This window comes from Streptomyces sp. NPDC091282, from assembly GCF_044757385.1.
Classification (GTDB): Bacteria; Actinomycetota; Actinomycetes; order Streptomycetales; family Streptomycetaceae; genus Streptomyces; species Streptomyces gramineus.
The window spans coordinates 855,875-881,274 of sequence record NZ_JBIVUX010000003.1; the positions used below are offsets into that span (position 1 = coordinate 855,875).

Below are 25,400 nucleotides of genomic sequence, written 5' to 3' on the forward strand. Positions count from 1 at the left end.
TCCGGGGGCACAAGCCAGCCCACTGTGCGGAAATGGAACTGGCAGGCGGGAATCGTGAGGATCTTCGGCAAGGGACGGCACCGGCCCTCCGCCTCCTGGCGGCAGGCCACCGACCGTGCGTTCACGCTGATCGGCGACGGCCGGTACGAGGACGCGGGCGAACTGCTGACACGCGCCGCCGACCTGGAACCCTGGCTCTCCGAGTCCTGGTTCAACCTCGCCCTGCTGCACAAGTTCCGGCACGACTGGGAGCAGGCGCGGGCCGCCGGACTGCGGGCGGTGGCGCTCCTGGACCGGGAGGCCGGGGCGCCGGACTGGTGGAACGTCGGGATCGCCGCGACCGCCCTCCAGGACTGGCCGCTGGCCCGGCGGGCCTGGCAGGCCTACGGGCTGCGGGTGCCCGGCGGTGCCACCGTCTCCGGCGAGCCGGACGGCATGGACCTGGGCAGCGCCGCCGTACGGCTGTCCCCGGAAGGGGAGGCCGAGGTGGTCTGGGGCCGGCGCCTTGACCCGGCCCGCATCGAGGTGCAGTCGATCCCGCTGCCGTCGTCCGGGCGGCGCTGGGGCGAGGTCGTACTGCACGACGGGGTCCCGCACGGCGAGCGGACCACGGCGACCGGGCACGCGTACCCCGTCTTCGACGAGATCGAGCTGTGGGCGCCGTCGCCGGTGCCGACCTGGGTGGTGCTGCTGGAGGCGGCGACCGAGGCGGACCGGGACGCGCTGGAGCAGCTGGCCGGGGACGCCGGGTTCGCCGCGGAGGACTGGTCCTCCTCGGTGCGGCTGCTGTGCCGGATGTGCTCCGAGTCGCGGATGCCGTCCGACGAGGGCGACGGAGTGCACCTCGACCCCCACGACCACAGCGAGCCGGGGCATCCGGGACCGCTCGGCCACCGGACGGACGGGCAGCTGTGGGTGCCGGAGCGGGAGTGCGGAGTGGCCGCGCCGGCCCCGCTGGTCAGGGGGTTGCTGGACGGGTGGGTCGCGGACAGCCCGGACTCCCGGGACTGGCGGGACCTTGAAGAGGTCTGCTGAGGCCGCCTTCCGGGTACGCCCGGGTGGGGGCTGATCGCGCCCACGCGGCGGCAGCCGACATCAGATGCAGTCCCGCGCCCCTGGCGGGGCGCTCCCCGTACCCTGTATCAGCAACATCCCCCTTGTTACATCCAGGAAGGCTTACGTCGGTCATGGCGCAGCAGGACACCGATCAGCAGCACGCGGGCGTGCTCCCCGTGGACGACGACGGGTTCGTCGTCGACACCGAGGGAACCGAGGAGCGCGAGAACGCCTGGCGTGCGCGGGGGACCTCGCGGCCCATCACCGTCGTCGGCAACCCGGTGCTGCACAAGGAGTGCAAGGACGTCACCGAGTTCGGCGACGAGCTGGCGCAGCTGGTCGCCGACATGTTCGCCAGCCAGCGGACCGCCGAGGGCGTCGGCCTCGCCGCCAACCAGATCGGCGTCGACCTGAAGGTCTTCGTCTACGACTGCCAGGACGACGAGGGCGCCCGGCACGTCGGTGTGGTGTGCAACCCGAAGCTGGTCGACCTGCCGGCGGACAAGCGGCGCCTGGACGACAGCAACGAGGGCTGCCTGTCGGTGCCCACCGCCTACGCGCAGCTCGCCCGCCCCGACTACGCCGAGGTCACCGGCCAGGACGAGCAGGGCAACCCGATCAAGGTGCGCGGCACCGGCTACTTCGCTCGGTGTTTGCAGCACGAGACGGACCACCTGTACGGGTACCTCTACATCGACCGGCTCTCCAAGCGTGAGCGCAAGGACGCGCTGCGGCAGATGGCCGAGAACGAGCCCCGCTACCCCGTGGTCGCCAACGACTGAGACGGACGAGGGCAGTGGTGACGCCTGGTCGGGAGGGTCTCCGGCCAGGCGTTCGTCATGTCCGGTCGGACTCGTTCGCCTGTCCGTCGTACATTCGATCCTTTGTGCGCCCCTAGCGAACCCTAATCAGTCACACAAGGGGAGATTCTCGGCACTGGGGGGTAGTGAAAGAAGCAAATCCGTTCCCAGATCGGTCAGTTGTGGTGCTGAATGGGAAGTGCGGGGATACGCAACGGCGCACGCCCGGCACAGCGGGAGGGGTGTGCGTACCTGGCGGCTGAGAGGGGTATGTTCGTGCACGCTTTCTCACACAGCACCACATCGACGCCGACGGCGATCGCGGTTCCACCACAACTCGCCCTGCCCGTGATCGAGGACGGGTTTCCTCGGCGCCTGCATCCGTATTGGCCACAGCTCCAGGAGAAGACCCGCCTCTGGCTGCTGGAAAAACGCTTGATGCCTGCCGACAAGGTGCGTGAATATGCCGACGGCCTTTGCTACACGGACCTCATGGCCGGGTACTACCTGGGCGCCTCCGACGAGGTGATCCAGGCGATATGCGACTACAGCGCCTGGTTCTTCGTCTGGGACGACCGGCACGACCGTGACGTCGTGCACGGCCGGGCGGCCGACTGGCGAAGGCTGCGGTTCCGCCTGCACACGGCCCTCGATGCTCCGCTGCACCACCTGCACCACCCGGACACCCTGGTCGCGGGGTTCGCGGACAGCGTGGCGCGGCTGTACGCGTTTCTGCCGGACACCTGGAACCAGCGGTTCGCCCGGCATTTCCACGAGGTGATCGAGGCCTACGACCGCGAGTACCGCAACCGCACCACGGGATACGTCCCGCAGGTCGAGGAATACCTCGCGCTGCGGCGCCTCACCTTCGCCCACTGGATATGGACGGACCTCCTGGAGCCGAGCGCGGGGACCGAACTCCCGGACGCCGTGCGCAAGAATCCGGCATACCGCAGGCCGGCCCTGCTCAGCCAGGAATTCGCCGCCTGGTACAACGACCTCTGCTCGCTTCCGAAGGAAATAGCGGGCGACGAGGTGCACAATCTCGGAATCTCCCTCGTCACCCACGAGGGAATGAGCCTTGAAAAGGCGGTCGAAGAAGTCAGGCGACGCGTCGAGGAATGCATCACCGAATTCCTGGCCGCCGAGCGGACCGCTCACCGATTCGCCGAACAGCTCGACGACGGCACCGTGCGCGGAAAGGAACTCGGTGCCGCGGTCCTGGCCTGCGTGGCCAATATGCGGAACTGGTTCAGCTCCGTCTACTGGTTCCACCACGAATCCGGCCGGTACATGGTCGACAGCTGGGACGACCGGTCCACGCCCCCGTACGTCAACAACGAAGCGGCAGGTGAGAAATGACCGTCGAGTCCGTGAAGCCCGCGACCGCGGAGGCTTCCGAACACGGTGAACTGCGCGAACCGCCCCTCGCCGGCGGCGGTGTCCCGATGCTCGGCCACGGCTGGCGGCTGGCCCGCGACCCGCTGGCCTTCATGTCCCGGCTGCGCGCCGACGGCGACCTGGTGCGCCTGCGCCTCGGCCCCAAGGAGGTGTACGCCGTCACCACCCCGGCGCTCACCGGGGCCCTCGCCCTCAACCCCGACTTCATCATCGCCGGCCCGCTCTGGGAGTCCCTGGAGGGACTGCTCGGCAAGGAGGGCGTGGCCACCGCCAACGGGCCCCGCCACCGCCGCCAGCGCCGCACCATCCAGCCCGCGTTCAACCTCGCCGCGATCCCCGACTACGGCCCGATCATGGAGGAGGAGGCGCACGCGCTGACCGGGCGCTGGCAGCCCGGCGACACCGTCGACTGCACCTCGGAGTCCTTCCGGGTCGCGGTCCGCATCGCCGCCCGGTGCCTGCTGCGCGGCGAGTACATGGACGAGCGCGCGGAGCGGCTGAGCGTCGACCTCTCGAGCGTCTTCCGCGGTATGTACCGGCGGATGGTCGTACCACTCGGTCCGCTGTACCGGCTGCCGTTGCCGGCCAACCGCGAATTCAACCGGGCCCTGGCCGATTTGCATCTCCTCGTCGACGAGATCGTCGCCGAGCGCCGGGCATCTGGTCAAAAGCCGGACGATTTGCTGACAGCATTGCTCGCGGCGAAGGACGAGAATGGCGAGCCCATCGGGGAACAGGAGATCCACGACCAGGTCGTCGCGATACTGACACCCGGCAGCGAAACTGTGGCTTCCACGATCATGTGGCTGCTCCAGGTCCTCGCCGAACACCCGGAACAGGCCGAGAAGGTGCGCGCCGAGGTCGAATCCGTGACAGGAGGTCGACCGGTTGGATTCGAGCACGTTCGGCGGCTCGCGCACACCAACAATGTCGTCGTCGAAGCGATGCGTTTGCGGCCCGCCGTATGGATATTGACGCGCCGCGCCAAGGCCGACACCGAGCTGGGCGGCTATCGCATTCCGGCGGGCGCCGACATCGTCTACAGCCCCTACGCCATCCAGCGCGACGCCCGCTCCTACGACGCGCACCTCGACTTCGACCCGGACCGCTGGCTTCCGGAGCGGGCCCAGGACGTGCCGAAGTACGCCATGAGCCCCTTCAGCGTCGGCAACCGCAAGTGCCCGAGCGACCACTTCTCCATGACCCAACTGAGCCTCATCACAGCGGCGTTGTGCGCCCGGTACCGCTTCGAACAGGTCCCCGGGTCCGATGACTCCACCCGGGTGGGCATCACCCTGCGCCCGCAGCGGCTGCTGCTCACGCCCGTGCCCTGGTGACCTGCCCCCGGCGGCGAGTCCTGATACCGGCGCGCGCTCAGGCGGCCTGCGGGCCCCGGAACGCGCGCCGGTAGGCGTTCGGCGTGGTGCCCAGCTCCTTCACGAACTGGTGCCGCAGCGCGGCCGCCGTGCCGAAGCCCGCGCGGCCCGCGACGGCGTCCATCGTCTCGTCGGTGCCCTCCAGCAACTCCTGCGCCAGCAGCACCCGTTGCCGCAGGATCCAGCGGTATGGCGTGGTGCCGGTCTCCTGCTGGAAGCGTCGGGCGAAGGTGCGCGGGGCCATCAGGGCGCGGGCGGCCAGCTGCTCGACGGTGACCTCCTCGTCGAGGTGCTCCGCCATCCAGGCCAGCACCTCGCCGACGGTGTCGCAGGGGCCCTCGGGCAGCGGGCGCTCGATGTACTGGGCCTGTCCGCCGTCCCGGTGCGGGGGCACCACCATCCGCCGGGCGATCTTCCGGGCGACCTCGGGGCCCTGTTCCTTGCGGACGATGTGCAGGCAGGCGTCGATGCCGGCCGCGGTGCCCGCCGAGGTGATCACCGGGTCCTCGTCGACGTACAGCACGTCCGGTTCGACCCGGGTGCGCGGGTAACGGCGGGCCAGCAGCCGGGCGTGCCGCCAGTGCACGGCGCACCGGCGGCCCTCCAGCAGTCCGGCCGCGCCCAGCACGAAGACGCCGGAGCAGACGCTGAGCACCCGGGCGCCCCGGTCCACGGCCCGGCGCAGCGCGTCGAGCAGCTCGGGCGGGTACTCCCGGTCGACGTTGGAGTCGGCCGCCGGCACCGCGATCAGGTCCGCCTCCTCCAGCCGGTCCAGGCCGAAGGGCGTGGCGACCGTCAGGCCCGGCACATGCGTGGCGAGCGACGGCCCCTCCGCCGAGACCACCGCGAAGTCGTACACCGGCAGCCCCTCGTCGGAGCGGTCGAGGCCGAAGACCTCGCACACCACTCCGAGCTCGAAGGGATGCACACCGTCCAGGAGCACCGCGGCCACGTTCGTCAGCATGCTGCCAGTGTGCCTCGCCGATGGCAGTAATTCGAGGGTGTGTGGCAGTGCTGCCACTCACGGTAAGGAGCATCCGGCGGGACAGTGGTGTCCATGAACGGAAACCAGATCGAAGGTCTCGTCGGAATGGTCCTGGTCCTCGGGATCCTGGTCCTCATGGCCCTCCCGTCCGTGCTCGGCGTCCTGCGCGACAGGCGCATCGACCGGCAGATCAGGGAGGCCCACGAGGACCGCGGAGAGCGGGAGACCCCGATGGCTCAGAAGGCTCAGAAGTCCTCGTCCAGGTCCACGGTGCCCTCCACCGCGACCTGGTACGCGGACGGCCGCCGCTCGAAGAAGTTCGTCAGCTCCTGAACGCCCTGCAGCTCCATGAAGGAGAACGGGTTCTCCGAGCCGTACACCGGAGCGAAGCCGAGGCGGCCGAGCCGCTGGTCGGCGACGCACTCCAGGTACTGGCGCATCGAGTCCGTGTTCATGCCGGGCAGGCCGTCGCCGCACAGGTCACGGGCGAACTGCAGCTCGGCCTCGACGGCCTCCCGCAGCATGTCGGTGACCTGCTGGCGGAGTTCGTCGTCGAACAGGTCCGGCTCCTCCTTGCGGACCGTGTCGACCACGTCGAACGCGAAGCTCATGTGCATCGTCTCGTCGCGGAACACCCAGTTGGTGCCCGTGGCGAGACCGTGCAGCAGACCCCGGCTGCGGAACCAGTAGACGTACGCGAAGGCGCCGTAGAAGAACAGGCCCTCGATGCACGCGGCGAAGCAGATCAGGTTGAGCAGGAAGCGGCGGCGGTCGGCCCGGGACTCCAGCCGGTCCAGGTTCTCCACCGAGTCCATCCACCGGAAGCAGAACTCGGCCTTCTCGCGGATGGAGGGGATGTTCTCCACCGCGGCGAACGCGGCCGTGCGGTCCTCCGGGTCGGGCAGATAGGTGTCCAGCAGCGTCAGGTAGAACTGGACGTGCACGGCCTCCTCGAACAGCTGACGGCTCAGGTAGAGCCGCGCCTCGGGGGAGTTGATGTGCTTGTACAGCGTCAGCACCAGGTTGTTCGCCACGATCGAGTCACCGGTCGCGAAGAACGCCACCAGCCGGCCGATCAGGTGCTGCTCGGAGGGGCTGAGCTTGGCGAGGTCGGCGACGTCCGAGTGGAGGTCGACCTCCTCGACGGTCCAGGTGTTCTTGATGGCGTCCCGGTAGCGCTCGTAGAAGTCGGGGTAGCGCATCGGGCGCAGAGTCAGCTCGAAGCCCGGGTCGAGCAGGTTCTTCTTCTGGGTGGTCATTACTGGCAGGCCTCGCAGGACTCGGGGTTTTCCAGGGAGCAGGCGACCGCGTCTTCGACGGCCGTCTGCTGGGCGGGAACGGTGGCTTGGGCCTGCGCGGCGCGGGCGATCCGGGTCGCCGGGCGCGAACGCAGGTAGTACGTCGTCTTCAGGCCCGACTTCCAGGCGTACGCGTACATCGAGGAGAGCTTGCCGATGGTCGGCGTCTCCAGGAACAGGTTCAGGGACTGGGCCTGGTCCAGGTATGGCGTGCGGGCCGCGGCCATGTCGATCAGACCGCGCTGCGGGATCTCCCAGGCCGTGCGGTACAGCGCCCGCACGTCGGCCGGGATCCACGCGAAGTCCTGCACCGAGCCGTTGGCCTCGCGCAGCGCCTCACGGGTGCGGGCGTCCCAGACGCCGAGGTCCTTGAGCTCCCGCACCAGGTAGGAGTTGACCTGGAGGAACTCGCCGGACAGCGTCTCGCGCTTGAAGAGGTTCGAGACCTGCGGCTCGATGCACTCGTAGACACCCGCGATCGAAGCGATGGTGGCGGTGGGCGCGATCGCCAGCAGCAGGCTGTTGCGCAGCCCGGTCGTCGCGATCCGCGCACGCAGCGCCGCCCAGCGCTCCGGCCAGGTGAACTCGACACCGAAGTGGTCCGGGTGCAGCACACCCCGCGCGGTACGGGTCTTCTCCCAGGCCGGCAGCGGGCCGCCGCGCTCGGCGAGGTCGGCGGAGGCCTCGTACGCGGCGAGCATGATCCGCTCGGCGATCCGGGTGGAGAGCGCCTTGGCCTCGGCGGAGTCGAACGGCAGCCGCAGCTTGAAGAAGACGTCCTGGAGACCCATGGCGCCCAGGCCCACGGGACGCCACTTGGCGTTGGAACGGCCGGCCTGCTCGGTCGGGTAGAAGTTGATGTCGACGACCCGGTCGAGGAAGGTGACCGCGGTGCGCACGGTCTCGTCCAGCCGCTCCCAGTCGATGTCACCGCTCGCGGTGTCGACGAACGCGCCGAGGTTCACCGACCCCAGGTTGCAGACCGCCGTCTCGCCGTCGTCGGTGACCTCCAGGATCTCCGTGCAGAGGTTCGAGGAGTGGACGACGTGACCGGGGGTGGCGGTCTGGTTGGCGGTGCGGTTGGCCGCGTCCTTGAACGTCATCCAGCCGTTGCCGGTCTGCGCGAGGGTGCGCATCATCCGGCCGTACAGGTCCCGGGCCGGGATGGTCTTGCGCGCCAGGCCCCGGCTCTCCGCCGCGCGGTAGGCCGCGTCGAACTCGTCGCCCCACAGGTCCACCAGCTCGGGCACGTCGGCGGGGGAGAACAGGGACCACTGCCCGTCGGCGTTGACCCGGCGCATGAACTCGTCCGGGATCCAGTGCGCGAGGTTCAGGTTGTGCGTGCGCCGGGCGTCCTCACCGGTGTTGTCGCGCAGCTCCAGGAACTCCTCGATGTCGGAGTGCCAGGTCTCCAGGTAGACCGCGGCCGCGCCCTTGCGCCGGCCGCCCTGGTTCACCGCGGCGACCGAGGCGTCGAGCGTCTTGAGGAACGGCACGATGCCGTTGGAGTGCCCGTTGGTGCCGCGGATCAGCGAACCCCGGGAGCGGATGCGGCTGTAGGAGAGGCCGATGCCGCCTGCGTGCTTGGAGAGCCGGGCCACCTGGTGGTAGCGGTCGTAGATGGAGTCCAGCTCGTCCTTGGGGGAGTCCAGGAGGTAGCAGGACGACATCTGGGGGTGCCGGGTGCCGGAGTTGAAGAGGGTGGGGGAGGAGGGCAGGTAGTCGAGGCGGCTCATGAGCCCGTAGAGCGCGGCGACTTCGTCCAGGGCGCGGGCCGTGTCGTCCTCGGCGAGGCCGGCGGCGACGCGGAGCATGAAGTGCTGCGGGGTCTCGACGACCTTGCGGGTGATCGGGTGCCGGAGCAGGTAGCGGCTGTGCAGGGTGCGCAGGCCGAAGTAGCCGAAGCGGTCGTCGGCGGCCGGGTCGACCAGGGCGTCCAGGCGGGCCGCGTGCAGGCGCGCGAAGTCGGCGGTGCGGTCCGCGATGAGGCCCTCGCGGTGGCCGACGGCGACGGACTCGGTGAAGGTCGTCACGCCCTGCGAGGCGGCTTCGGCGCGGATGGAGATCGTCAGCAGCCGGGCGGCGAGCCGGGAGTAGGCGGGGTCCTCCGAGATGAGACCGGCGGCCGCCTCGGTGGCCAGCTCGCGCAGCTCCGCCTCGTCGGCCCGCGCCGAGCGGCCGCGCAGCGCGGCGGCGGCGACCCGGCCGGGGTCGGCGTCGGGGAGGTCGGCGGTCAGCCCGGTCAGGGTCCGCAGCAACGCGGTGCCGGGACCGTCCTCGTCCACAGAGGTGGTCGCTGAAGCCGGTTCGGCTGGCGCGATGGTCACGTGGGGCTCTCCCTCGCTCGGCTCGGGGCCTGGCGGAGGGCAGGGGGCAGCACACGGGCGCACGCACGCGTGTCGCGTCCCCGGCCCACTCCACGAGGCCCGGACGTCGGAACACCCGGGCCGGACGGCCGGGCGTCGGCTGTCGGCAGGTCCTCGGACTGACGCTCGCGCACAGATGTGCGCAAGTACACCGTTGCGGGACAGTTCCGGATTCGCACCGGATTCCCCTGCGGCGACAGCGAGCATGAGCATACATCTAGTGCCGGGTCGCGGTAGCACCCCCACATGTTGTGTCGCGGAGGTGTCAGAGTGTCAGCTCATAGGTGAGGAGAGTGATGCCGTCCAGCTGCGGCAAGGGATTCCAGTCCCGCTCGGGTGTGCGGACGAAGCCGAGGCGTGCGTAGATCCGGTGGGCGGACTCCATGGTGCGCTGCGTCGACAGCACGATCCTCCCGCAGCCTTCGAGGGCGCGTGCGCGCTCGACGCAGGCGCGGACGAGCGCGGCGCCGGCGCCCCGGCCGCGGGCGGCGCCGTCGACGGCGAGCATGCGGATCTCCGCCTCGTCCGCGGCGGCGAGGTCGGCCATCGGGCCGGGCCCCGGGACGAAGGTCACGCCGCCCAGGAGGACGTCGTCGGCCACGGCGACGAGAACGGTGGCCGCGGCCGCCCGTTTCGCCACGTCCCTCAGTTCGGTCAGGTAGGAGTCGCTCTCGCCGAAGTCGAGGAGGCCGTCCTTGAGGTAGGCCTGGGCCGTCAGTTCGCCGAGGACGCCGTATTCGGCGGGCCGCGCTTCGCGGATGCGGATCGTCATGCGCAGGAGTGTGTACGACGGCGGGCCGCCGACGTGACGTCTTTTCGGCGGCCCGCTGCGGGTCGTGCGCGGTGGCGTTCCCCGCGCCCCTTGGAGGGCGCGTCCTAGTGGGCGCCCTCCGCGACGGCCGGCGGGAGTTCCTTCTCCACGCCCGGGTCGCCGGCGTCGGCCGTGTAGTCCCCCGGCGTCGTCTCGTCGATGCCCTCGGGGGCCTTCAGGGCCTTCAGGACGAACGTCAGGACCACCGTGACCACCACGTTCATCACGAACGCCGTCAGGCCGATGTAGCCGATCTCGCCGATGCCGGGGATCTCCTTGGCCGAGCCCCCGAAGTGCTTCTGGGTGGGGGAGGCCACGCCGTAGGCCGCGGCCGTGCCGTAGACCATGCCCACCGCCCAGCCCGCCAGCAGCGCCCAGCGGTGGAACCAGCGGGTGAACAGGCCGCCGACCAGGGCCGGGAAGGTCTGCAGGATCCAGATGCCGCCCAGCAGCTGGAAGTTGATGGCGACCGTCTTGTCCATGGTGAGGACGAAGACCAGCGCGCCGACCTTCACCAGCAGCGAGACGAGCTTGGAGACCTTGGCCTCCTGCTTCGGCGTGGCGTCCGGCTTGATGAAGTCCCGGTAGATGTTGCGGGTGAAGAGGTTCGCGGCCGCGATGGACATGATGGCCGCCGGGACCAGGGCGCCGATGCCGATCGCCGCGAAGGCCACGCCCGCGAACCAGTCCGGGAACATGTCCTCGAACAGCTGGGGGATGGCCAGCTGGCCGTTGGTGACCTTGATGCCCGCCGCGATGGCCATGAAGCCGAGCAGCGCGAGCAGGCCCAGCATCAGGGAGTACAGCGGCAGGATCGTGGTGTTGCGGCGGATCACGTCCCGGCTCCGGGAGGAGAGCGTCGCGGTGATCGAGTGCGGGTACATGAACAGCGCGAGCGCGGAGCCCAGGGCCAGGGTGGCGTAGGTCCACTGGCCGGCCTCGGGTGGCGCGAGCGCGCCGCGTGGCTTGCCGGTGGCCGGATTGACCTGCGCGAAGGCGTGTCCGGCCTTGGCGAAGATGTCGTCGAAGCCGCCCAGCTTGATCGGGATGTAGATGATCGCCACCGCGATGACGAGGTAGATCAGCCCGTCCTTCACGAACGCGATGAGCGCGGGCGCCCGCAGGCCCGAGGAGTAGGTGTAGGCCGCCAGCACGCCGAAGGCGATGAGCAGCGGGAGGTCCTTCACGAACCAGTTGGTGCCGTCGCCGCCGCCGACGCCCATCACGTCGAGGACCGCCTGGATGCCGACCAGCTGGAGCGCGATGTAGGGCATCGTCGCCAGGATGCCGGTCAGGGCGACGGCCAGCGAGAGTCCCTTGGAGCCGAAGCGCCCGCGCACGAAGTCCGAGGTCGTCACGTAGCCGTGCCGGTGGGAGACCGACCACAGACGGGGCAGGAACGTGAAGATCAGCGGGTAGACGAGGATCGTGTAGGGCACCGCGAAGAAGCCGGCCGCGCCCGCCGCGTAGATCGCCGCCGGTACGGCGACGAAGGTGTACGCCGTGTACAGGTCGCCGCCGAGCAGGAACCAGGTCACCCAGGTGCCGAACGACCGGCCGCCCAGGCCCCATTCGTCGAGCGAGTGCTCGTTCTCGGCCTTGCGCCAGCGCGCGGCCATGAATCCCATGACCGTGACGGCCAGGAAGAAGAAGATGAAGACGCCGAGCGCGACGCCGTTCACACCGTCCTTCACCGCTGCGCACCCCCGTCCGTACCGGCGGCCGCCTTGCGGGCGCGCTGCTCGCGCTGCCACAGCTGGTACGCGGTCATCGTGAGCGCGGTGGAGATCAGCACCCAGAGCATCTGGTACCAGTAGAAGAACGGGATCCCGATGAACGTCGGGTCCGTCTTCGCGTAGGAGCCCACCCACAGCATCGCCACGAAGGGCGCGACGAGGCAGACGGTGATGACCACGCGTATCGGTGTCACCACCGGCTGACTCACTTCAGGTACATCCGACATACCGCGGCTCCGTCCCCTCACCGTTCGCCTGTGTAACGCGCAGGCAATCTAGGTCACGGCGTCACCGGAGCGGAAGTAGCCGTCCGGCTATCGGTATGTCGATTCTGTGAAGGGCGCCCGCTGTCAGTCCTGCGGGCGCTTGAGGCGGGCCACGAACTTGTAGCGGTCGCCGCGGTACACCGAGCGCACCCACTCCACCGGCTGGCCGTCGCGGTCCAGCGAGTGCCGGGAGAGCATCAGCATCGGCAGGCCCACGTCGGTGCCGAGCAGGCCGGCCTCGCGCGGTGTGGCCAGCGAGGTCTCGATGATCTCCTCGGCCTCGGCGAGGTGGACGTCGTACACCTCTGCGAGGGCGGTGTAGAGGGACGTGTACTTGACGAGGGAGCGGCGCAGCGCCGGGAAGCGCTTGGCGCTCAGGTGGGTGGTCTCTATGGCCATGGGCTCGCCGTTGGCCATGCGCAGCCGCTCGATGCGCAGCACGCGTCCGCCGGCCGTGATGTCGAGCAGTCCCGCGAGGCGGTCGTCGGCGGTGATGTAGCCGATGTCCAGCAGCTGCGAGGTCGGCTCCAGGCCCTGGGCGCGCATGTCCTCGGTGTAGGAGGTGAGCTGGAGCGCCTGGGAGACCTTCGGCTTGGCCACGAAGGTGCCCTTGCCCTGGATGCGTTCGAGGCGGCCCTCGACCACGAGTTCCTGCAGGGCCTGGCGGACGGTGGTGCGGGAGGTGTCGAACTCGGCGGCCAGCGTGCGCTCGGGCGGGACCGGGGTGCCGGGGGCCTGTGTCTCCGTCATCTCGAGGAGGTGTTTCTTCAGGCGGTAGTACTTGGGCACGCGCGCGGTACGGACGGCTGTCCCGCTCTCGTTCTCCGCACTGCTGACGTCGGTGCTCATGCTCCGCCTTCCCGGCTCCTGATCCGGCCACTTCGTGGCACGGCAGCGTACCGGGACACCCCCTGCACGCTGCGTGATCCCCTCTGTATACCTCCGCGGGCTCTTTTGGTCTAGTCCACCACGTGAGTGGTCTACCGGAATTGTCTCGTCCGCCCCGGGGATTTTCGAGGGCTTCTTACTTAAAGGTTCCTGCATATGTAGGTCGCATAACGGCTGGTCGGAGCCCATTCGACCACCCTTGACAGGCCTGCTGGTCTGGGCCAAGCTTCCCGCACTGGTCTACACCATTGGTCCAGGTCCCGGCCCAACGCTCGTGCGGGGAGGCAGGGGGGTTTGTGGCATCCCTGAGGAGGGTGGCGTGAAGCGCAAGCTGATAGCCGCGATTGGTATCGCGGGCATGGTCGTCTCCATCGCGGCGTGTGGCAGTGACAACAAGGACGACAACAAGGCGCAGGGGGCGGACGCCAAGGCGCTGACCGTCTGGCTCACCGTGGACGCCCAGAACAACTGGCCCGACCTGGTGAAGGCCGCCGACGCCGCCGTGCAGAAGAAGCACCCCGGCATCAAGATCAAGCACGAGTACTACGGCTGGCCGGACAAGAACACCAAGCTCGACGCCGTCCTCGCCACCGACAAGGCCCCCGACGTGGTCGAGATGGGCAACACCGAGATGCTCGGCTACATGGTGAAGGGCGCCTTCGCTCCCGTCGAGGCCTCCCAGTTCACCAACTCCGGCCAGTGGCTCGACGGCCTCAAGGCCTCGGTCACCTACGACGGCAAGACCTACGGCGTGCCGTACTACGCCGGTGGCCGCGTCGCCAACTGGCGCAAGGACATCGCCGCCTCGGCCGGCATCAAGACCACGCCGAAGACCTACACCGAGCTGACCGCCGACCTGGACAAGATCCAGAAGAAGGAAGGCGACAAGTTCAGCGCCTGGTACCAGCCCACCCGTGACTGGTACGCGGCCATGTCCTTCGTCTACGACGCCGGCGGCTCCATCGCCGCGGAGTCCGGCGGCCAGTGGAAGGGCAACCTCTCCTCGCCCGAGTCCCTCAAGGGCCTCAACGAGTTCAAGAACGTCATCGACAAGTACATGCACGGTGACAAGACCAAGGACGAGTCCGACCGGTACATCGTCTACGGCCAGGGCAAGTCGTCCATGATCTTCGGTGCCGCGTGGGAAGGCGCCACCGCGGCCGACCCGAAGAACGACAAGACGGGCGGCAAGCTGAAGGACAACCTGGTCAACTTCGTGATGCCCGGCCCGTCCGGCAAGAACATGCCGGTCTTCCTCGGCGGTTCCGACCTCGCCATCCCGGTGAAGTCCAAGGCGCAGGGCGTCGCGGCCGAGTGGATCAACGCGTTCACCGGTCCCTCCGGCCAGAAGGGCCTGATGGCCAAGGGCAACCTGCCCAACAACAAGACCGACCTCGCGACGCTGAAGAGCGACCCGGCGACCGAGGTGCCGGCCACCGCGGCCGAGTCCAACTGGTTCGTCCCGATGGCGCCGGGCTGGGGCCAGGTCGAGAAGGCCCAGGTCCTGCAGACCATGCTGCAGAACATCGGTACCGGCAAGCAGTCGGTGGAGGCCGCCGCGAAGACCGCGGACGCCGCGATCGACAAGGTCATCAACACCAAGTAGTCGCCATCCGGCCGGGCCTGGTCGACGGGGGGTCAGGCCCGGCGGGTGAGTTCCACCAAGAGAGTGCCGCGTTGGGCTGCGCGGCCGCCGCGGGTGCGCGGGGCTGTTGGCGCAGTTCCCCGCGCCCCCACGGGGGCGCGCCACCCGACGTTTCTTGAACTGCTGAGGAGCACGCGATGAGTGCCGTAGACACGACCACACCCGCCAAGGTGCCGGCACCTCCACCGGACTCCCCGCACCGACCACGTACGGACCGGCGCTCCGGCGGGCCCGCCGTCCCCTGGCTGCTGCTCGCGCCCTGTCTCGCGATCCTCGGGCTGGTGCTCGGCTACCCCCTCTACCGGCTGGTCACCCTCTCCTTCCAGGAGTTCGGGCAGTCCCAGCTGTGGGGCTTCAAGTCCGCCGAGTGGGTCGGGTTCGGGAACTTCTCCGACGTGCTCGGCGACACCGAGTTCTGGCAGGTCGTGCTCCGCACGATCATCTTCGCCGTCGGCAGCGTGGTCTTCACCATGGTCGTCGGTATGCTCATCGCCCTTCTGCTGCAGCGGGTCTCCGGCTGGGTGAAGACCCTGGTCAACATCGTGCTGGTGGCCAGCTGGGGCATGCCGGTCATCGTCGCCACCACGCTCTTCAAGTGGCTCTTCGACTCCGACTACGGCATCCTCAACGCCCTGCTCAGCAAGATCCCCGGAGTCGAGCTGATCGGCCACAACTGGTTCGCCAGCGGTCCCGAGGGACTCGCGGTGATCATGCTCCTGGTGGTCTGGGGAGCGGTGCCCTTCGTGGTCATCACGCTCAGCGCCGGTCTGACCCAGGTCCCGGCGGAGCTGGAGGAGGCCGCCCGCCTGGACGGCGCGGGCGCCTGGGGCGTCTTCCGCTACGTCACGCTCCCGATCCTCAAGCCGATCATCGTGATGCTGACGACCCTCTCGGTCATCTGGGACATGGGCGTCTTCCCGCAGGTCTTCGTGATGCGCGGCGGCCACCCCGAGCCCGAGTTCCAGCTCCTGACGACGTACTCCTACGACCGCGCCTTCGTGGTCAACAACTACGGACAGGGCTCCGCGATCGCCCTGCTCACCGTGCTCCTCCTGCTCGGCGTCGTCGCCGTGTACATGCGCCAGATGCTGAAGATCGGAGAGGTCGAATGAGCACCGCAGCCACCCGCAGGGGCCCGCGCCTGGGCTGGAACGTCCTCGGCCTGCTCGTCTTCGTCGTCATCGGCTTCCCCGTCTACTGGATGCTGAACACGGCGTTCAAGCCGGCCAAGGACGCCATCGACCCGGACCCGAGCCTGCTGCCCACGGGCCTGACCCTGTCCAACTTCCGCCGCGCCCTGGACATCGCCGACTTCTGGGGCCCGGTGGGCCGCAGCCTCATCGTCTCGCTGTCCGTCGTCGCGATCGGCATGGTCATCGGCCTGCTGGCCGCCCTGGCCATCTCCCGGTTCGCCTTCCGCGGCCGCAAGGTCGTGATCGTCGGCATCCTCGCGGTCCAGATGGTCCCGCTGGTCGCCATGATCATCCCGGTCTTCCTGCTCCTGAACGACCTGGACCAGTACGACAAGCTCAGCGGCCTGATCATCACCTACCTGACCTTCATCCTGCCGTTCACGGTGTGGACCATGCGCGGGTTCATCGTCAACATCCCGAAGGAGCTGGAGGAGGCCGCGATGGTCGACGGCTGCTCGCGCACCGGCGCCTTCGTCCGCGTGGTCTTCCCGCTGCTGGCCCCCGGCCTGGTCGCCACCTCGGTCTACGGCTTCATCCAAGCCTGGAACGAGTACCTCTACGCCCTGATGCTGCTCAGCCAGGACCACCAGACCGCGACCGTCTGGCTCGCCAACTTCACCACCAAGCACGGCACCGAATACGCCCCGATGATGGCCGGCTCCACGATGATGGCCGTGCCGATCGTCGTCCTCTTCCTCCTCGTCCAGCGCAAGATGGCCGCGGGCCTGACCGCGGGCGCCGTGAAGGGATAACGCCACCCGATGACGACACTCGCCAGCGGTACGGACACACTCACGCGCGACGCGCTGACGGTCCTCCAGCCCGGCTTCACCGGCACCACCGCCCCCGACTGGCTGCTGCGCCGGCTCGGCGAAGGCCTGGCCGCCGTGGGCCTGTTCGGCCGCAACATCACCTCGCCCGAACAACTCGCCGCCCTCACCGCGCAGTTGCGCACCGAGCGGGACGACGTCCTGGTGGCGATCGACGAGGAGGGAGGCGACGTCACCCGGCTGGAGGTGCACACCGGCTCCTCCTTCCCCGGCAACCACGCCCTCGGCGCCGTCGACGACACGGAGCTGACCCGCGAGGTCGCCCTCGAACTGGGCCGCCGGCTGGCGGCCTGCGGGGTGAACTTCAACTGGGCGCCGTCCGCCGACGTCAACTCCAACCCGGCCAACCCGGTCATCGGCGTCCGCTCCTTCGGCGCCGACCCGGACCTGGTCGCCCGCCACACGGCGGCCTACGTCACCGGCCTGCAGTCGGCCGGAGTCGCGGCGTGCACCAAGCACTTCCCCGGGCACGGCGACACCGCCGTCGACTCGCACCTCGCGCTGCCCCGCATCGACGCCGCCGCCGACGTCCTGCACGCCCGGGAGCTGGCCCCGTTCCGGGCCGCCATCGCCGCCGGCACCCGTGCCGTGATGAGCGCGCACATCCTGGTCCCGGCCCTGGACCCGGCCCGGCCTGCCACGCTCTCCCGCACCGTCCTCACCGACCTCCTGCGCGGCGAACTCGGCTACGAGGGTCTGATCGTCACCGACGGCATGGAGATGCAGGCCATCTCCGCGACCTACGGCATCGAACACGGCAGCGTGCTGGCCATCGCCGCCGGAGCCGACGCGATCTGCGTGGGCGGCGGCCTCGCCGACGAGGAGACGGTACGACGGCTGCGCGACGCCCTGGTCGAGGCGGTCCGCTCCGGTGAACTCCCCGAGGAACGCCTCGCGCAGGCGGCGGACCGGGTGCGGTCACTGGCGCGCTGGACGGCGACGACCCACCGGACCGGCTCCGGCGCCGCGGCCACGGACATCGGCCTCGTCGCGGCCCGCCGCGCGCTCGACGTGACGCGCGTCGACCCCTGCCCGCCGCTGGCCGAGGCCCCCTTCGTGGCCGTGTTCACCCCGGTGTCGAACATCGCGGTGGGCACCGAGACCCCGTGGGGCGTGGCCGCGGAACTGGCCCAGCGCCTGCCCGGCACGGAGACGGCCGGCTTCACGGGCGACCACGCGGGCCAGGAGGCCCTGGCGGCGGCGGGCGACCGCAGGATCGTGGCGGTGCTCCGTGACGAGCACCGCCACCCCTGGATGACCGCGGCCCTGGACGTGCTCCTGGGATCCCGCCCCGACACGATCGTGGTGGAGATGGGCGTCCCTCAGGCCCCGGCCCGAGGCGCCCTGCACATCGCGACCCACGGTGCGGCGCGGGTGTGCGGCACGGCGGCGGCCGAGGTGATCGCGCCCCGTTAGGGGCGCTGGGGGTACCCCCGGCCGGAGGCCGGGGGAGGAACCGCGCGACGGCCGGTCCGCGGCGCACCGCACCGGCCGGGCGGGTCCGTCAGATCCCCTGCCAGGCGGGCTTGTTGGAGAACGTGTGCCGGAAGTAGTCCGCGAGCTTCAGCTTGGACGCGGCCGCCTCGTCCACCACCACCGTGGCGTGCGGATGCAACTGCAGCGCCGACGCGGGGCACACCGCGGCGACCGGTCCTTCCACGGTCGCCGCGACCGCGTCGGCCTTGCCCTCGCCCGTCGCGAGCAGCACCAGGTGCCGCGCCTCCAGGATCGTCCCGATCCCCTGGGTGATCACGTGGTGCGGGACCTGCGTGATGTCCCCCTCGAAGAAGCGTGCGTTGTCCACCCGGGTCTGCTCGGTGAGCGTCTTGATCCGGGTCCGCGAGGCCAGTGACGAGCACGGCTCGTTGAAGCCGATGTGCCCGTCGGTCCCGATCCCGAGCAGCTGCAGGTCCACGCCGCCCGCCTGCGCCAGCGCCTTGTCGTACGCCTTGCAGGCGGCCTGCACGTCCTCGGCGGCGCCGTCCGGGCCGAGGAACGCGTCCATCCCGATCCCGAGCGGCTCCAGCACCTCGCGCCGCAGCACCGACCGGTACGACTCCGGATGCTCGGCCGGCAGCCCCACGTACTCGTCGAGCTGGGCTATGCGGGCCCGCGAGGTGTCCGCGGCACCGGACCGCACCTTGGCCGCGAGCGCCTGGTAGATGGGCAGCGGGGTCGAGCCCGTGGCCACCCCGAGCAGCGCGTCCGGTGTGCGGCGGAGCAGCTGGGCCATGGCCTCGGCGATGAGCTCGCCACCCGCGGCGGCGTCCGGAACGATGACAACTTCCACGCTGGGCCTGCCGTTCTGTCTATGTGGTTTAGACCAATCCGATGGGACCAATCTAACAGAACCCGCCCCCGTCACCCGGGGAGCGTGCGCAGGGAAAAGGGGACAAGTGTGAGGTTACGCGAATACGTCAGAACGGGTGAATCAAGGAAAAATCCCGCCTGTATGCCGGGGTGTCGGAAAATGCCACGCCCCATCGGGCCCCACGGCCGCCTCCGGCGGGCTACGCTGCGATCGCATCGACTGTGAACAGTCTCCAACGCATGGACACACACCGTGGTCTAGTCCACAATTGCGTACGAGGACTGAAGGAGTACGGCGGGACCGTACGACGCAGTCGCACTCTTCCGTCTTCCCCGCACAGGAGGACGGACCGAGGAACCGGAGCTCTCTGCCCTGACTGCCCCGGGTCCTCACCTTCGGCCGATCGGGACCGCACACCCCGTGGCCGTTGCTGCTCCGGGCTGCGGTGCCGGGAGGGTTGAGGGTCCCTCCCAGGCGCCGCGGCCCGCGGGTGTCTCCGGGCGCTTTTAGGCCATCAACAGACCCGCGGGTACGCTCGCAGAGTGCCCTCCATGAACGAACTGGTCCGCCAGCACACCGCCCTCGACGACTCCGACCTCGAGTGGCTCCATCTGCTGGTGTCGGAGTGGCAACTGCTCTCCGACCTCTCCTTCGCCGACCTGGTCCTGTGGGTCCCCACCGAGGACGGCACCCGTTACGTCTCGGTGGCGCAGATGCGCCCCAACACCGGTCCCACCTCCTACCAGGACGACATGATCGGCCACCTGGTCCCGCGGGGCCGCCGCCCGATGCTGGACATCGCCCTGGACGAGGGCCGGATCGTCCGCGAGGGCGACCCGGAGTGGCGGGAGGAGGTCCCCGTACGGGTCGAGTCCATCCCGGTACGGCGTGAGGGCCGGGTCCTCGGGGTCATCGCCCGCAACACCAACCTGCTCACCGTGCGCACCCCGAGCCGGCTGGAGCTGACCTACCTCCAGAGCGCCTCCGACCTCGCGCAGATGATCGCTGCCGGATCGTTTCCCTTCCCGAACCAGCAGGTCGACATGGACGCCTCGCCACGGGTCGGCGACGGACTGATCCGCCTCGACGCCGACGGCATCGTGCAGTACGCCTCCCCGAACGCCCTCTCCGCCTACCACCGCCTCGGGCTCGCCTCCGACCTGCTCGGCCACCACCTGGGCCGCACCACGGCCGAACTCGCCCCGACCCGCGGCCCGGTGGACGAGGCGCTCGCCAAGGTCGCCAGCGGCTGGGCGCCGCGCGAGTTCGAGATCGAGTCCAGCGACGGCGCGATCCAGTTCCGGGCGATCCCGCTCAAGCCCAAGGGCACCCGCATCGGTTCCCTGGTGCTCCTCCGCGACGTCACCGAACTCCGGCGGCGAGAGCGCGAGTTGATCACCAAGGACGCGACCATCCGGGAGATCCACCACCGGGTGAAGAACAACCTCCAGACGGTGGCCGCGCTGCTGCGCCTGCAGGCCCGCCGGATCGAGTCCGAGCGCGGCCGGGAGGCCCTGGAGGAGGCCGTCCGGCGGGTCGGCTCGATCGCGATCGTCCATGAGACGCTGTCCCAGAACCTGGACGAGCGTGTGGAGTTCGACGAGATCGCCGACCGCGTGCTGGCGATGGTCGCGGAGATCTCGCCGGGCAAGGTCACCGGCCGGCGCACCGGACGCTTCGGCATACTCGACGCCGAGGTGGCCACCCCGCTGTCGATGGTCCTCACCGAGATCCTGCAGAACGCCCTCGAACACGGCTTCCGCGAGGGGGAGACCGGGACCGTCGAGGTCTCGGCGGTCCGCGGCGGCACCACCAAGGAGGCGCGGCTCCTCGTCACCGTCCAGGACGACGGCGTCGGTCTGCCCGAGGGCTTCGACCCGCACCGCTCGGGCAACCTCGGTCTGCAGATCGTACGAACGCTGGTGGAGGGCGAGTTGGGCGGCACGTTCGACATGGTGCCGGCGCCGGAGCGGGGCACCCGGGTGATCCTCGACGTGCCGGTGCAGCCGCAGAAGTAGGGCGGCCCAGGGCACTTGGGCCCGCCGGGCACAGCAAAGAGCCCCGGACCTGGTGGGTCCGGGGCCGTTCGCTCGTTGCTGCTCGTACTAAGCGCATCGTGGGTACTGCGCGCTGCGGCTCGGGGGCGGGAGATGCGTACTCGCTGTACGCGCCGCCAAGCTCAGGCTGTCACCAGGGGTGGGACTGTCAGGCGGTGGCCTGACGGGCCCGGTTGCGGGCGGCACGGCGCTTCATCGCGCGACGCTCGTCCTCGCTGAGACCACCCCAGACGCCGGAGTCCTGGCCGGACTCGAGCGCCCACTGCAGACACTGGTCCATGACAGGACAGCGACGGCAGACGGCCTTGGCTTCCTCGATCTGCAGCAGCGCAGGACCGGTGTTGCCGATGGGGAAGAAGAGCTCGGGGTCTTCCTCGCGGCAAACGGCGTTGTGACGCCAGTCCATGGCTGCTACCTCTCCTTGGTATTACATGCACGTTGCTTGTGAATGTGAACGCTTTCACGAATCCCTCAACAAGTGAAGGGCCGACCGCCAGGTTCCCTGGCAGGGGTCCTGTGAGTTGAAGGGGGATTCCGGTGATCAGCGGACGCCGGTGTTGCGGGCTGTCCCGACCGCCACGTAGAGCCTCGCAAACCTCAGCGACGGATACAACCCCTTCCGGAAAGTTTTTTTTGATTCCTCGGTGTCGACTGGGTCACAGCCGTACTTCCATGGGGTGGATCCTGGCCTAAACGTTCGAGTGAAAGGACTTTGGCCCGTTCCGCTCACACAATCACACGCAGTGCGCGGCGTACGCCTGTGAACGTCACGCTCGTACGCAGTCCTAGGTGGTCGCCGTCCATCTGAAGGGGGAGGGGGACCTTCGAATGCAAGGTGAACTGGTCCAGGTCGTGCAGGGAGACGGCGTGCTTGCCGTGCGGTCCGCGCTCGGGGGACGAAGTGAGCAACTGGGTGCCATACCGGGCAACCGCGGCGGTCGACAGGCGGCTGAGACCGAGTACGTCGATGCCTTTATCGAACGAGGCCTTAGGCGACGTGTACATCGGGCGATTGCCGAGATACGTCCAGGGCGAGGTGTTCGAGACTATCGCCACCACGAGATCGGTGACCGGGTCGGCGCCGGGCCGGTCGAGGGTGATGGTGCCCTGCCGGCGGTGCTGCTCACCGAAGAACTGCCGTACGACCTGTCGTACATACAGTGCGTGCGTCGACTTCTTGCCCAGCTCGCGCTGCTGCTCGACCCGGCCGACCACGCCGGCGTCGAAGCCCAGGCCCGCGTTGAAGGTGAACCAGCGGGGCGGTACCGCCTCGTCGGCGGTGCCGGGGGTGCCCGCCGTGAGGCCGAGGCCGACGAGCCGCTCCTGTTTCTCGCGCAGCGCGGCGAGCAGGGCGCCGGTGGCCTCGACCGGGTCGTTCGGCAGGCCGAGGGCGCGGGCGAAGACGTTGGTGGAGCCGCCGGGCACGACCGCGAGTCCGGGCAGCCGGTCCGGGTCGGGGCCCGCGTGGAGCAGGCCGTTGACCACCTCGTTGACCGTGCCGTCGCCGCCGAGGGCCACGACCAGGTCGATGTCCTCGCTCTCCGCGGCCTGCCGGCCCAGGTCACGGGCGTGGCCGCGGTACTCGGTGGTGACGGCCTCCAGTTCGACCTCGCTCGCGAGCGCGTGGATCAGGACGTCGCGCCTACGTGCGCTTGTGGTGGTTGCCGCCGGATTGACCACGAGAAGTGCACGCATGGATTGCAGCGTACCTACTGGGAAGTACCCGGCCCAGGCCGTGTTAGGGATCCGGTAAGAGAAAGGGGCGTGAGCCTGAACACGTGACCCCGCGGGGCGGGGCCGGTGTTTTCGGGCGAGGGCTACCCTTCTGCCGTGAGTGATGCGCCTGCGGCTGAGAAGACCGACGTGACCGAGGAACCCCGTCCGAGGCGGCTGATGTACGCGGCCGCGCTGAGCGGGCTGGAGGGGCTCGCGCTGGCGGTCGGCGGGGTGTGGATGCTCGTCCTCGGGTTCACCGGGTCGCCGGACGACCGGGGGCAGGCCGTCACCGGGGGCATCACCGTGCTCGTGCTGGCGCTGCTGCCGCTCCTGGCCGCGCGGGGGCTGCTGCTGCGCAGGAGCTGGAGCCGGGGCCCCGCCGTGATCACGCAGATCATGGCGCTGCCGGTGGCCTACAACCTGCTGCAGGCCGACAGCGTGGCCATCCCGGCGGGGATCGTGCTGGCCGTGGTGGCCGTGACGTCGCTGGTGCTGCTGGTCAACTCGGCCACGACCCGGGCCCTGGGGATCAAGGGACCGGGGCGCAGCGGCTGATCGGGCCCCGGACGCCGGAGGCTACTCCTCGACGAGCAGCTTCTCGCGGAGCTGGGCCAGGGTCCTGGCCAGCAGGCGGGAGACGTGCATCTGGCTGATGCCGACCTCCTGGGCGATCTGGGACTGCGTCATGTTGCCGAAGAAGCGGAGGAGAAGGATCCGCTTCTCGCGGGGCGGCAGGTCCTCCAGCAGCGGCTTGAGGGACTCGCGGTACTCGACGCCCTCCAGCGCCTCGTCCTCGGCGCCGAGCGTGTCGGCCACCGCCGGGGACTCGTCGTCGGTGTCGGGGACGTCCAGGGACAGCGTGGAGTAGGCGTTGGCCGACTCCAGGCCCTCCAGGACCTCCTCCTCCGAGATCGCGAGCTTCTCGGCCAGTTCGTGGACGGTCGGGGAGCGGCCGTGCTGCTGGGACAGCTCCGCCGTGGCGGTGGTGAGCGCGAGGCGCAGCTCCTGCAGCCGGCGCGGCACGCGCACCGCCCAGCCCTTGTCGCGGAAGTGCCGCTTGATCTCGCCGACCACGGTCGGGGTGGCGTACGTGGAGAACTCCACGCCCCGCTCCGGGTCGAACCGGTCGACCGACTTGATCAGGCCGATCGTGGCGACCTGGGTGAGGTCGTCCAGCGGCTCGCCGCGGTTGCGGAACCGGCGCGCGAGATGCTCCACGAGCGGCAGGTGCATCCGGACCAGCTTGTTGCGCAGCTCCGCGTACTCCGGGCTGCCGTCGTTCATCTTGCGCAGCTCGATGAACATGGCGCGCGCCCCGCTGCGGTCCTGAGGGCCGTGCTGGGTCGCCTGTACGACCTCGGCGGCCAGCGCCTCGTCCTCGGCGTATCGCTCGTGCTCGCTCATCGTCCCGCCCGTCGCCCTTCCGCGAGCCTTCGCCCCGGCCCGGTCAGGAGCCGGGGCCCCGTTCCGTCCGGCCGGGGGCGCGCTCTGCACGGCACCGTCCAGCCCGGCGCGCGCGGAGGGTTCCTCCGGATGCGGCCTGGCCTGTTCCGGGATGCCGTCGATGCCGTCAGCCATGCGGCGGGAGCCGGCCTCGGGGTCCTCGCCCCCGGCCGGCATCTCCCGTGTGCCGCGCTCTTCGTCCCGCACCGGCCCGTCCCCGTTCCTCACGCCGGCCCGGGTCCCGCGCCGCGCTGTTTGTAGAGGCTGATCGACACGGTCCTGTCCTCGTCGACGGCCGACGAGACCTTGCCCGCGAGGGCCGACAGCACGGTCCAGGCGAAGGTGTCGCGCGAAGGGGCGTGGCCGTCCGTGGTCGGGGCGGAGACCGTGACCTCCAGCGAGTCGTCGACGAGGCGGAAGACACAGCTGAGCACCGAGCCGGGAACGGCCTGCTGGAGCAGGATCGCGCAGGCCTCGTCCACCGCGATGCGCAGGTCCTCGATCTCGTCCAGGGTGAAGTCCAAGCGGGCGGCGAGACCGGCCGTGGCCGTGCGCAGCACCGACAGGTAGGCACCCGCAGCCGGCAGCCGGACTTCCACGAAGTCCTGGGTCGCGGGCTCGCCTGCGATCTGGGACACCCTCACCTCCATGGTGGTACAAGCATTTCGGGGCCGAGGGTCGCCCCCCGGGGTAACGCACAACGTGGTTCAGCGGTGACGCTACCGCGCTCCGAACTTTTCTGTCCCGGGACCCCAACCCCCTGGCGTCACTCACAGTAAACCTGTGGATACGCTCCGTGTCTAGGGGTCCGGCTCGCCCAATTGGGAAGAGCGCGCGCCGGGTTGACGTACCCCGGCGTCGAACCGTCGAACCGTCGCCACGGCCGTCTTCAGCGGCCGTAGTGCAGTCTCACACGAGGACGTGGTCCACGAAGCACCAGCGCCAGTCCTCGCCGGGCTCGAAGGTCCGCATCACGGGATGACCGGACGACTCGTGGTGCCCTGTCGCATGTCTTCCCGGTGACGAGTCGCAGCAGCCGACATGGCCACAGGTCAGACAGAGCCGCAGCTGAACGGGGTGCCAGCCCTGCGAGAGGCACTCCGGGCAGGTCTCGTCCAGCGGTCGGGGTTCGGGGTGCGGCAGCGCGCCGGCATGCGTGCACTGTTTCATGATTGCCAGATTACGACGGGTGTGCGGGTGGCCGCGCGAAAAATGAGGGCGG

The 25,400-nt window shown here is 69.7% G+C and carries 24 protein-coding genes and 1 riboswitch; of the genes, 11 read left to right on the forward strand and 13 right to left on the reverse strand.

Annotated elements, in window-relative coordinates; genetic code table 11:
* Positions 1 to 54 precede the first annotated feature (54 nt).
* The 4 genes from ACIQOE_RS17815 to ACIQOE_RS17830 all read left to right on the forward strand — a co-directional run bounded on the left by ACIQOE_RS17815 (position 55) and on the right by ACIQOE_RS17830 (position 4,594).
* The gene (locus ACIQOE_RS17815; protein ID WP_351322203.1) at positions 55 to 1,035 is read left to right on the forward strand and encodes a hypothetical protein; all 981 of its coding nucleotides are present in this window, start codon (positions 55 to 57) and stop codon (positions 1,033 to 1,035) included.
* A 152-nt stretch (positions 1,036 to 1,187) separates the two neighbouring features.
* A complete protein-coding gene (gene def, locus ACIQOE_RS17820) occupies positions 1,188 to 1,838 on the forward strand; it encodes a peptide deformylase (RefSeq protein ID WP_351321715.1) in 651 nt (216 codons plus the stop codon).
* A 294-nt stretch (positions 1,839 to 2,132) separates the two neighbouring features.
* Positions 2,133 to 3,218: an epi-isozizaene synthase gene (gene cyc1, locus ACIQOE_RS17825; protein ID WP_351936663.1), complete on the forward strand. Its 1,086-nt coding sequence runs from the start codon at positions 2,133 to 2,135 to the stop codon at positions 3,216 to 3,218.
* Positions 3,215 to 4,594 (forward strand): cytochrome P450, encoded by a 1,380-nt coding sequence (locus tag ACIQOE_RS17830; protein WP_351321717.1) that lies wholly within the window; start codon positions 3,215 to 3,217, stop codon positions 4,592 to 4,594. The genes cyc1 and ACIQOE_RS17830 overlap by 4 nt, the downstream gene beginning before the upstream one ends.
* 37 nt (positions 4,595 to 4,631) lie before the next feature.
* On the opposite strand, the gene ACIQOE_RS17835 is transcribed toward ACIQOE_RS17830, so the two are convergent.
* A complete protein-coding gene (locus ACIQOE_RS17835) occupies positions 4,632 to 5,597 on the reverse strand; it encodes a helix-turn-helix domain-containing protein (protein WP_362179087.1) in 966 nt (321 codons plus the stop codon).
* 93 nt (positions 5,598 to 5,690) lie between these two features.
* Between ACIQOE_RS17835 and ACIQOE_RS17840 the strand changes: the two genes are divergently transcribed.
* Positions 5,691 to 5,951, forward strand: a complete 261-nt coding sequence (locus ACIQOE_RS17840) for a hypothetical protein (RefSeq protein ID WP_351936660.1) — start codon at positions 5,691 to 5,693, stop codon at positions 5,949 to 5,951.
* Here ACIQOE_RS17840 and ACIQOE_RS17845 read toward each other — a convergent pair.
* The 6 genes from ACIQOE_RS17845 to ACIQOE_RS17870 form a co-directional block, all read right to left on the reverse strand.
* Positions 5,864 to 6,877 (reverse strand): ribonucleotide-diphosphate reductase subunit beta, encoded by a 1,014-nt coding sequence (locus ACIQOE_RS17845; RefSeq protein ID WP_351321723.1) that lies wholly within the window; start codon positions 6,875 to 6,877, stop codon positions 5,864 to 5,866. The genes ACIQOE_RS17840 and ACIQOE_RS17845 overlap by 88 nt on opposite strands.
* A complete protein-coding gene (locus ACIQOE_RS17850) occupies positions 6,877 to 9,243 on the reverse strand; it encodes a ribonucleoside-diphosphate reductase subunit alpha (protein ID WP_365556572.1) in 2,367 nt (788 codons plus the stop codon). Before ACIQOE_RS17850 ends, ACIQOE_RS17845 begins: the two co-directional genes overlap by 1 nt.
* A gap of 126 nt (positions 9,244 to 9,369) precedes the next feature.
* Positions 9,370 to 9,502, reverse strand: a riboswitch (cobalamin riboswitch).
* Between the two features lie 45 nt (positions 9,503 to 9,547).
* Positions 9,548 to 10,054: a GNAT family N-acetyltransferase gene (locus ACIQOE_RS17855; protein ID WP_362643839.1), complete on the reverse strand. Its 507-nt coding sequence runs from the start codon at positions 10,052 to 10,054 to the stop codon at positions 9,548 to 9,550.
* Between the two features lie 104 nt (positions 10,055 to 10,158).
* Positions 10,159 to 11,787 carry a monocarboxylate uptake permease MctP gene (gene mctP, locus ACIQOE_RS17860; protein ID WP_351321729.1) on the reverse strand — a complete coding sequence of 543 codons (1,629 nt, stop codon included), beginning with the start codon at positions 11,785 to 11,787 and terminating at the stop codon, positions 10,159 to 10,161.
* Entirely contained in the window at positions 11,784 to 12,056 is a 273-nt protein-coding gene (locus tag ACIQOE_RS17865) for a DUF3311 domain-containing protein (RefSeq protein ID WP_351321731.1), read from the reverse strand. Before ACIQOE_RS17865 ends, mctP begins: the two co-directional genes overlap by 4 nt.
* 123 nt (positions 12,057 to 12,179) lie before the next feature.
* The gene (locus ACIQOE_RS17870) at positions 12,180 to 12,944 is read right to left on the reverse strand and encodes a GntR family transcriptional regulator (RefSeq protein WP_351321733.1); all 765 of its coding nucleotides are present in this window, start codon (positions 12,942 to 12,944) and stop codon (positions 12,180 to 12,182) included.
* Between the two features lie 358 nt (positions 12,945 to 13,302).
* Between ACIQOE_RS17870 and ACIQOE_RS17875 the strand changes: the two genes are divergently transcribed.
* The 4 genes from ACIQOE_RS17875 to ACIQOE_RS17890 all read left to right on the forward strand — a co-directional run bounded on the left by ACIQOE_RS17875 (position 13,303) and on the right by ACIQOE_RS17890 (position 18,067).
* Positions 13,303 to 14,589 (forward strand): extracellular solute-binding protein, encoded by a 1,287-nt coding sequence (locus tag ACIQOE_RS17875; protein WP_351321735.1) that lies wholly within the window; start codon positions 13,303 to 13,305, stop codon positions 14,587 to 14,589.
* Between the two features lie 176 nt (positions 14,590 to 14,765).
* Positions 14,766 to 15,740, forward strand: coding sequence for a sugar ABC transporter permease (locus ACIQOE_RS17880; RefSeq protein WP_351321738.1), 975 nt, complete (start codon positions 14,766 to 14,768; stop codon positions 15,738 to 15,740).
* Positions 15,737 to 16,573 (forward strand): carbohydrate ABC transporter permease, encoded by an 837-nt coding sequence (locus tag ACIQOE_RS17885; protein ID WP_351321740.1) that lies wholly within the window; start codon positions 15,737 to 15,739, stop codon positions 16,571 to 16,573. Before ACIQOE_RS17880 ends, ACIQOE_RS17885 begins: the two co-directional genes overlap by 4 nt.
* Before the next feature lie 9 nt (positions 16,574 to 16,582).
* Entirely contained in the window at positions 16,583 to 18,067 is a 1,485-nt protein-coding gene (locus ACIQOE_RS17890) for a glycoside hydrolase family 3 protein (RefSeq protein ID WP_399012194.1), read from the forward strand.
* Positions 18,068 to 18,155: 88 nt separating this feature from the next.
* On the opposite strand, the gene nagB is transcribed toward ACIQOE_RS17890, so the two are convergent.
* A complete protein-coding gene (gene nagB, locus ACIQOE_RS17895; protein WP_401412273.1) occupies positions 18,156 to 18,941 on the reverse strand; it encodes a glucosamine-6-phosphate deaminase in 786 nt (261 codons plus the stop codon).
* A gap of 572 nt (positions 18,942 to 19,513) precedes the next feature.
* Here nagB and ACIQOE_RS17900 point away from each other — a divergent pair.
* Positions 19,514 to 20,980, forward strand: coding sequence for a PAS domain-containing sensor histidine kinase (locus ACIQOE_RS17900; protein WP_351322207.1), 1,467 nt, complete (start codon positions 19,514 to 19,516; stop codon positions 20,978 to 20,980).
* A 187-nt stretch (positions 20,981 to 21,167) separates the two neighbouring features.
* On the opposite strand, the gene ACIQOE_RS17905 is transcribed toward ACIQOE_RS17900, so the two are convergent.
* A complete protein-coding gene (locus ACIQOE_RS17905) occupies positions 21,168 to 21,425 on the reverse strand; it encodes a WhiB family transcriptional regulator (protein WP_010353616.1) in 258 nt (85 codons plus the stop codon).
* Between the two features lie 320 nt (positions 21,426 to 21,745).
* Entirely contained in the window at positions 21,746 to 22,714 is a 969-nt protein-coding gene (locus ACIQOE_RS17910; RefSeq protein ID WP_351321746.1) for a diacylglycerol kinase family protein, read from the reverse strand.
* 198 nt (positions 22,715 to 22,912) lie between these two features.
* Here ACIQOE_RS17910 and ACIQOE_RS17915 point away from each other — a divergent pair, with 198 nt between their 5' ends.
* On the forward strand, positions 22,913 to 23,290 hold the full coding sequence (locus ACIQOE_RS17915; RefSeq protein WP_351322209.1) for a hypothetical protein: 378 nt from the start codon (positions 22,913 to 22,915) through the stop codon (positions 23,288 to 23,290).
* A gap of 21 nt (positions 23,291 to 23,311) precedes the next feature.
* On the opposite strand, the gene ACIQOE_RS17920 is transcribed toward ACIQOE_RS17915, so the two are convergent.
* From ACIQOE_RS17920 to ACIQOE_RS17930, 3 genes are all read right to left on the reverse strand, one after another.
* Positions 23,312 to 24,385, reverse strand: coding sequence for an RNA polymerase sigma factor SigF (locus ACIQOE_RS17920; RefSeq protein ID WP_351321748.1), 1,074 nt, complete (start codon positions 24,383 to 24,385; stop codon positions 23,312 to 23,314).
* Between the two features lie 17 nt (positions 24,386 to 24,402).
* Positions 24,403 to 24,816 (reverse strand): anti-sigma factor, encoded by a 414-nt coding sequence (locus ACIQOE_RS17925; protein ID WP_006136266.1) that lies wholly within the window; start codon positions 24,814 to 24,816, stop codon positions 24,403 to 24,405.
* A 271-nt stretch (positions 24,817 to 25,087) separates the two neighbouring features.
* On the reverse strand, positions 25,088 to 25,348 hold the full coding sequence (locus ACIQOE_RS17930) for a UBP-type zinc finger domain-containing protein (protein WP_351321751.1): 261 nt from the start codon (positions 25,346 to 25,348) through the stop codon (positions 25,088 to 25,090).
* Positions 25,349 to 25,400: the final 52 nt, after the last annotated feature.